This window comes from Maribacter spongiicola (genome assembly GCF_004364165.1).
Lineage (GTDB): Bacteria > Bacteroidota > Bacteroidia > Flavobacteriales > Flavobacteriaceae > Maribacter > Maribacter spongiicola.
In genome coordinates this window covers 1851605-1858526 of the sequence record NZ_SOAY01000010.1, presented here as the reverse complement: position 1 = coordinate 1858526, position 6922 = coordinate 1851605, and the positions used below count along the sequence as shown (strand labels likewise).

Annotated in this window: 8 protein-coding genes; 7 read left to right on the top strand and 1 reads right to left on the bottom strand. The window is 33.4% G+C overall.

What is annotated here, in order from left to right; translation table 11 throughout:
* Positions 1-337: 337 nt before the first annotated feature.
* The 7 genes from CLV90_RS08270 to CLV90_RS08240 all read left to right on the top strand — a co-directional run bounded on the left by CLV90_RS08270 (position 338) and on the right by CLV90_RS08240 (position 4412).
* Positions 338-757, top strand: coding sequence for a DUF2147 domain-containing protein (locus tag CLV90_RS08270; RefSeq protein ID WP_133686986.1), 420 nt, complete (start codon positions 338-340; stop codon positions 755-757).
* An 8-nt stretch (positions 758-765) separates the two neighbouring features.
* On the top strand, positions 766-1689 hold the full coding sequence (locus CLV90_RS08265) for an NAD-dependent epimerase/dehydratase family protein (RefSeq protein ID WP_133686985.1): 924 nt from the start codon (positions 766-768) through the stop codon (positions 1687-1689).
* A gap of 118 nt (positions 1690-1807) precedes the next feature.
* Positions 1808-2386: a Crp/Fnr family transcriptional regulator gene (locus CLV90_RS08260; protein ID WP_133686984.1), complete on the top strand. Its 579-nt coding sequence runs from the start codon at positions 1808-1810 to the stop codon at positions 2384-2386.
* Positions 2387-2484: 98 nt separating this feature from the next.
* Entirely contained in the window at positions 2485-2928 is a 444-nt protein-coding gene (locus CLV90_RS08255) for a DUF1569 domain-containing protein (RefSeq protein ID WP_133686983.1), read from the top strand.
* Between the two features lie 6 nt (positions 2929-2934).
* Positions 2935-3564: a hypothetical protein gene (locus tag CLV90_RS08250; protein WP_133686982.1), complete on the top strand. Its 630-nt coding sequence runs from the start codon at positions 2935-2937 to the stop codon at positions 3562-3564.
* A gap of 40 nt (positions 3565-3604) precedes the next feature.
* On the top strand, positions 3605-3826 hold the full coding sequence (locus CLV90_RS08245; protein ID WP_133686981.1) for a hypothetical protein: 222 nt from the start codon (positions 3605-3607) through the stop codon (positions 3824-3826).
* Between the two features lie 121 nt (positions 3827-3947).
* Positions 3948-4412: a hypothetical protein gene (locus CLV90_RS08240; RefSeq protein WP_133686980.1), complete on the top strand. Its 465-nt coding sequence runs from the start codon at positions 3948-3950 to the stop codon at positions 4410-4412.
* A 148-nt stretch (positions 4413-4560) separates the two neighbouring features.
* Here CLV90_RS08240 and CLV90_RS08235 read toward each other — a convergent pair whose 3' ends face one another.
* Positions 4561-6786, bottom strand: a complete 2226-nt coding sequence (locus tag CLV90_RS08235) for an FUSC family protein (protein WP_133686979.1) — start codon at positions 6784-6786, stop codon at positions 4561-4563.
* Positions 6787-6922 lie beyond the last annotated feature (136 nt).

Sequence of the window (6922 nt, the reverse complement as noted above, 5' to 3'; positions counted from 1 at the left end):
GGTTGTTGGTTGTTGGTTGTTGGTTGTTGGTTGTTGGTTGTTGGTTGTTGGTTGTTGGTTGTTGGTTGTTGGTTGTTGGTTGTTGGTTGTTGGTTAGGACAGTAAAATATTTTTTTGCAAAATATTTTACTTACGCTACCTATTATAATTGACTGAAATCTAGCTGCATAAATCTTATAAACTCTTCAAATTCTAGTTGAATTTTTAATGCAATAAAAGTTCAAGGGCTATGAATAATCGTAGAAATAGTATCTTTATTTTTTACTCCATTTTATTCAATAGTTCGATAACAAAAGAGGGTAATACATCTTTTAACAATAAAAAATAGAATTCAAACATGAAAAAATTATTCTTCCTATTAGTAATGACAGTAAGCTTTATGAGCTACGGGCAAACAATTACCGGTCAATGGGAAACCTATGATGACGAGACCAACGAGAAAAAAGCCCTAATTGAAATCTATAAAACCAACGACACCTATTTCGCCAAAATAGTGAATAGCTATAAGAGTGATGCAGATAAAGTTTGCGAAAACTGTAAAGGGGCCAAAAAAGGTCAAAAAATTAGAGGTTTAGTAATCATTGAAGACATTAAGAAAGATGGTGATGAATATAACGATGGTACTATTCTAGATCCAGAAAACGGGAAAGAATATAAGTGCTATTTAGAATTGGAAGAACCTAACAAACTGAAAGTAAGAGGTTATCTAGGTTTTTCTTTATTAGGAAGAACCCAATACTGGATCAGAAAGCAATAAATAGTTAGATGCAAACGATACTTGGGGCTAATGGTCAAATCGCTATAGAATTAGCAAAAGAATTAAAAAAGAAGTACACCTCTGATATCAGACTGGTAAGTCGAAATCCGAAAAAAGTCAACGATACCGACACGCTTTTTTCTGCTAATTTATTAGATAAGCAAAAAACCGAAGAAGCAGTAAAAGGGAGTGAAATCGCATACTTAACTGTTGGTCTACCAATGAACACTAAAATGTGGATTGATCAGTTTCCTACGATGATGCGTAATGTCATCGATGCTTGTAAAAAGCACCACACAAAATTGGTATTCTTTGACAACACTTATATGTATGCGCAAAACGATACTCCGTTAACTGAAGAAAGCGGATTTTCACCTGTGGGAGAAAAAGGGAAAGTAAGAGCAGAAATTACGACCATGCTTTTAGATGAAATGGCTGCAAATAATTTAGAAGCAGTTATTTGCAGAGCCCCAGAATTTTATGGCCCTGATAAAACGCAGAGCATCACCAACGCCATCATTTTTGATCATATAAAGCAAGGAAAAAAACTAAAGGTATTTATTAGCGATGCGACTTTAAGAACATTAATATGGACACCAGACGCCAGTAAAGCAATGGCTTTAATCGGTAACACACCAGATACCTATAATCAAACTTGGCACCTACCCTGCGATGATTCTCGACTCACCTACAAACAGTTTATCGCTTTAATTTCTGATGTCTATTGCAAAACATTTACCTATGCTGTAGTGCCCAAAATCGCTTTTACAATAGGTGGTATTTTCAAAACGCAAATGAAAGAATTACAAGAATTGTTACCAAGGTATATGAGCGATAACATATTCGTTTCTACCAAGTTTAAAAACAGGTTTCCTGATTTTGCGGTTACCACGTATAGAGAAGGTATTGAGCAAATAGAAAATGAGCAGTAACCTACAGAACTAAAAAACGACAAAATAATAGAAGGTAAGTAATTGGTCAAAAGCAAATTATAAGTAGTTTAGAAATAAATTAATCAGCATTAATCTATTTTAAAAACCACCATTTAAAATGCAAGACGAGCACTTCCTTAAAAATATTTTCTCACCAAAAACATTTACAGAAAAAGAACTGGAACTGATCATTCCAAAATTCAAAAAAATAAGCTTTAGTAAAAGCGACTATCTTTTAAAAGAAGGTAAAATTGAAAACCACTATTGGTTTATAGAAAGCGGATTCGCGCGTTCATTTGTAAATGATACCAAGGGCAATGACATTACTACAGATTTTTATGGGCAAGGCGAAATCGCCATAGATTGGTCTTCGTTTTTTCTTCGCAACCCTACACGAGAAAACATTCAAGCTTTAACCGATATTGAGTGCTGGCAACTAGATTTTGATACTTTTCAAGAGTTATTTCATAGCATAGAACCTTTTAGAGAACAAGGTCGTAAAAAATTGGTCGGTAGTTATTTTGCGCTTAAAAACCAACGTGTATCGTTCATTGCAGATGAAGCTAAAGAACGCTATTTACAGCTAGTTCAGGAGAAACCTCACATTATTAAAAATGTTTCGTTACAACATATTGCTACTTATTTGGGCATTACCAAGTATTCGTTAAGCCGCATTCGTAAAGAAATTGCATCGTAACCTCCGTTTTTGCCATAGGGCAACTTTTTAGTGGAAAGTGGCGCATATATTTGTCTTATAACCAGGCTGTTTAAAAGGCATATAATATAAACCACTTTATGAAAACAATATTCAATAAGAACATTAACAGCGAATTAATTGAGCGAATTCAAACATTAAAAGCATCTGACAATGCGCAATGGGGCAAAATGAATTCATATCAAATGCTAAAACATTGCACGTTGAGCGAAGAATTGTTTCAAGGCAAAAAGGAGTACAAAAGGCTTTTTATTGGCAAACTGTTTGGTGGAATGGCGTTGAAGGGAATCATGAAAAATGAACTTCCGATGAAAAAGAACCAGCCTACACATCCGGAATTCAAAATATCTGGAACGGGAGATTTCGATATTGAAAAGGAAAAATGGATCAGTTTACTTAACGAGTATAACGGGTATTCAAACTCCGAATTCATTCATCCATTCTTCGGAAAAATGACCAATGAAGAAATTGGCATATTTGTATACAAACATACCGATCATCATTTAAGACAATTTGGTAGATAATAGTGTATGACGCTAGAAGCAATATTTTTACTCATTACCCTTTTAACCTTGTTCTTGCTATATGAAGGAACAGGAAAAAACATACGCGTCGTTATTATATTTTTTATTTGGCAAATCGTAACAGGATTTTTAGCGTTTTATGAAGTCTTTAAAGAAAAGCTGTTATTGTTCCCATTGGCTATCATTGCCACTACCCTACTATCTTTCTTGAGTTTTAAGATGGTTTCAATTAAAAAGCTAAACACCAACTACTTGCTAGGAATACACATTATAAGAATTCCTGTAGAATTATGCCTGTATCAACTTTTTATAAAAGGGAAAATTCCCGAAATAATGACTTTCACCGGTTGGAATTTTGATATTTTAATCGGGATATCTGCACTTGTGATTTTAATTTATCAATTCTTAAAGAAGAAGAACTTAGCACGACAGTTTTTTTTATCATGGAATGTAATCGGACTACTATTTCTTTCAGTCATAGTTATAATTGCCTTTTTATCTTCTCCGCTACCCATTCAGCAATTTGCGTTTGACCAACCAAATATGGCACTTTTAAAATTTCCATTTAATATGTTGCCTACTTGTATTGTTCCCATCGTTTACATCTCACATGCATTGTTTTTAAAAAAATTATAATCTTAATTTCATATATTAAATGTAGTTAACAGTTCCAGGTATGGGTAATATTACAATCGTAATATTAAGTTCATTGCTAACATCGGGAGTGTTAGCCAAAGGTGAATTTAATAAACTACCACAAGCAAAGACCAAAAGTGTACGACCAGATTTACGCCCTTTAAGAAGTGTGGAAATCTCAGCTTTCCAAACTATTTGTTCTACCTCCTACTCCCTGACCTATACAATAGATTCAGAGGAGCATAAAGTAAATTATAGTTAGAGTAAAGATGATGAATATTTATTTGAATTTAACAATCCGGATGATACCAACACACAAGCTACTTATATCAAGAAATAAGTACGTTGTAAATTTATAAGGTGACTGAAATAATATCTAAAAATTGATACAAATTGAAATGCTCAAAAGCTCTATAACTACTCTATTATTTGTCTATAATATTATCCTCTTTAACTCCTGTGCCGATAAACAAAAATCATTAAAAACAAATGAAAAAATAATCACTGAAAGAACTACCGTTTCACTTTCAGGGTTTGAGTACATAAGTGATTTTGATAAATACATGGCTGAATTTACTTCTCAAAAAGTTGAATTAAATAATTTATCTACCGAAGGTGGTGAACTAACAATATTTAATAACAAAACTTCTAATTACAGAGTATATGATTTTTGGCTTTATGGAGAAACTGGAAAATTAAATTATACCTTCTGGGTAGCAAAGAATAACAGTAAAGATTTCAAATTTATCAAACAAATTGATTATCAATATGATAGACCATACTATATTGAAGACTATAAAACAGATTCAGTATTTATCCTACTCCCAACTAAATACCCAACTCTTTGACAAAGACAAAATAGAAGTTATCAATAGTGAGCAAATAGAAAAAACTAAGTTGAACTTAGAAACTTTTTTTAAAGACATAATAACTAAAAATGAACTAATTAATTAGCTTATTTTGCTTAACCACTTAATTAGTAAAATACCAACGCAACTACAAACTTGAAGTCAACTTCATCATCGTAGAACTTAAGGAATATAACCAACGTAATTGTTCCCAAATCAATTGTTCTTCTTGATGGTTTCGTTTTAACGCACTATTATCCTCAGCATTTAAATTCACATTTTCAGAATCGAACTTTGGCAATTGTTTCTCAAATGAACCAACTTCTTCAAAATTCGGCTCATCGCCAGTAACAATGCTATTAGAAAGCGTTTTCATTACCAAACTAAGGTTTTCATCTATCTTAAAAACAATATTATTAAAACGTTCTGAAGCCTCTGTGGTGGTATGATGTTGAATATAGATACTTAATGATGCCAGAGATGATAAAAAGTTGTGGTTCAGCTCTACCAACTCATATATTTTATTCAAATTTTTTTGTTTTGAATGGGGATCTTGGGTCATACGCTGAAATGCCGAACTTAAATTCGAAGTTTCTAGAAAAGCACTTTTACGTGCCAATTTATAGCTGGTAGGCACATTACCTTTGTGTATATAAAAATCTGCAATTTCAGACAAGTAGGTTCTATTTGCCTCTACACTCTTGGTAACATCTTTTTGAATTTCTTGAAAGCTCCAGCTGGGCCATAGAAAAAGAAATCCTAAATATGATAATCCTGCACCAACAAGCGTATCTAAAATTCGGTATTGAATTACGGTCATTACATCTGGCTGTAAAATTCCGTAGATAAATACAATACTTAAGGTAACATAGATTGCCGACAGTTTGTAATTTTTCTGTAGCATTGACAGTGCTACAACAAATGAAATCAATGCCAATACTGCATATACATACACATCTTGCACTAAGAATACTATACCTGTAGCAATAACACCACCGATAATAGTACCTATAGTTCGATCTTTAGAACGTGTTTTTGTAAGACCGTAATTAGGTCTCATGATTAATATAATGGTTAAAAGTATCCAATACGGATTCTGAAAAGCAAACACATTACCCACCACAAATCCGATCATTAAGGTAACCGCTAAACGTAAGGAGTGTCGAAAAATGGTAGACCTAAAACTGAGGTTTCTCAATAAAATACGCGGACTATAATCTTGAGATATCAAAAAACGTTTTAAAATTTCTTTATCTATAAATTCTTCTGACGCTACATCGTGATCACTAAGCAACCACTTCATTCTTTTAAGTTTGTCGAATTGTTTTTCTTGATATTCTAATAAATTCTGAAACATTATAAAAGCCTCGTAAGCCTTCGCATCTTTTACAGTACCGAGCTCAGAAATCTTAATTCGCAATTCTTCAAAATGCTCTGTAAGCACAACGTGCTTTGGCATTTGATTTGGCTTATTACCAATTTCTGAAATCAATTTCAGTTGATTGGCCATCTCAAAAGTCAGGTTTTGGAACAACTTGGTAAATTCTGGATACAGTTTAAACTGCGCATCCATCTTCGTATAGTTTACCGGATTCGCACCTGCCGTTTCCAGCATTTCAATCAATTGCACCAATACCAGTACCCGCTTACCATTATAGGTAGACCTACCTGAGCTTTTACGAGATAAAATAAGAATTTCACGAAGTGTATCGTGTTGTTCTGTAAGCTCGCTTTGTAGTAGAAACAACCGCTGCTGCAATTTTTTCCTGTTAGATTGTTCATCTATTAGCTGCGCACGTTTCTTCAAAAGTTTACCGGTACGCCCTATGGTATCATACAAAATTTCTTCTGTCTGCCCCTTCGGGTTTATTTTATACCACAATAAAGACAGGGCTAAATACCAGAGTCCGCCAAGCCCTACTAGCAATGCATATTCATAAATCTTCAATTTATCGGGAGTATGGGCAAAGCTTAAAATCAAAGCTAGAAGTCCTGAAAAACTTATAAGTGAAGCCCTAAATCCATAAGATGATATTAACGAAATAGCAAAACTTGCAACCCCTAAAATAATTAAGGCAAGCCAAGTAGCATAGTGTAAATAGCCACCAATGAAACTAACGACCATTATTAAAGCAGCCGAAAAAAGAATACCGTAGACTTTATGTTTTTGACTACCATTAACATCACTAGGGTTACACCAAAAAGCACCAAAACATATCGCCACACCTATTTCGGTATAACCAGTAGCAATACCAATTGACAGCGGTGTAATAACTGCAACCACGGTAAGTACCGACTTTGAGAAATTGGTACTACGTAGATACTGCAACAGTTCTTTAAAAGAAACAGATATAAAATTTTGAATTTTGTTCAACACCTATAGAATCAAGTACAAAGATACACTTTGGTGGTAAGACGTATTAACTACATAAAAACAAAAGGTGCTGAGATAATAAAATCTCAACACCTTTTATACATCTTAAAAAATACCAAACTAAATTTTAAATATC

What these genes read in the sequence shown, in the direction of transcription:
- CLV90_RS08265 (WP_133686985.1), top strand. Translation starts at nt 766, where the DNA reads ATGCAAACGATACTTGGGGCTAATGGTCAAATCGCTATAGAATTAGCA.
- CLV90_RS08245 (WP_133686981.1), top strand. Translation starts at nt 3,605, where the DNA reads ATGGGTAATATTACAATCGTAATATTAAGTTCATTGCTAACATCGGGA.
- CLV90_RS08250 (WP_133686982.1), top strand. Translation starts at nt 2,935, where the DNA reads ATGACGCTAGAAGCAATATTTTTACTCATTACCCTTTTAACCTTGTTC.
- CLV90_RS08260 (WP_133686984.1), top strand. Translation starts at nt 1,808, where the DNA reads ATGCAAGACGAGCACTTCCTTAAAAATATTTTCTCACCAAAAACATTT.
- CLV90_RS08255 (WP_133686983.1), top strand. Translation starts at nt 2,485, where the DNA reads ATGAAAACAATATTCAATAAGAACATTAACAGCGAATTAATTGAGCGA.
- CLV90_RS08270 (WP_133686986.1), top strand. Translation starts at nt 338, where the DNA reads ATGAAAAAATTATTCTTCCTATTAGTAATGACAGTAAGCTTTATGAGC.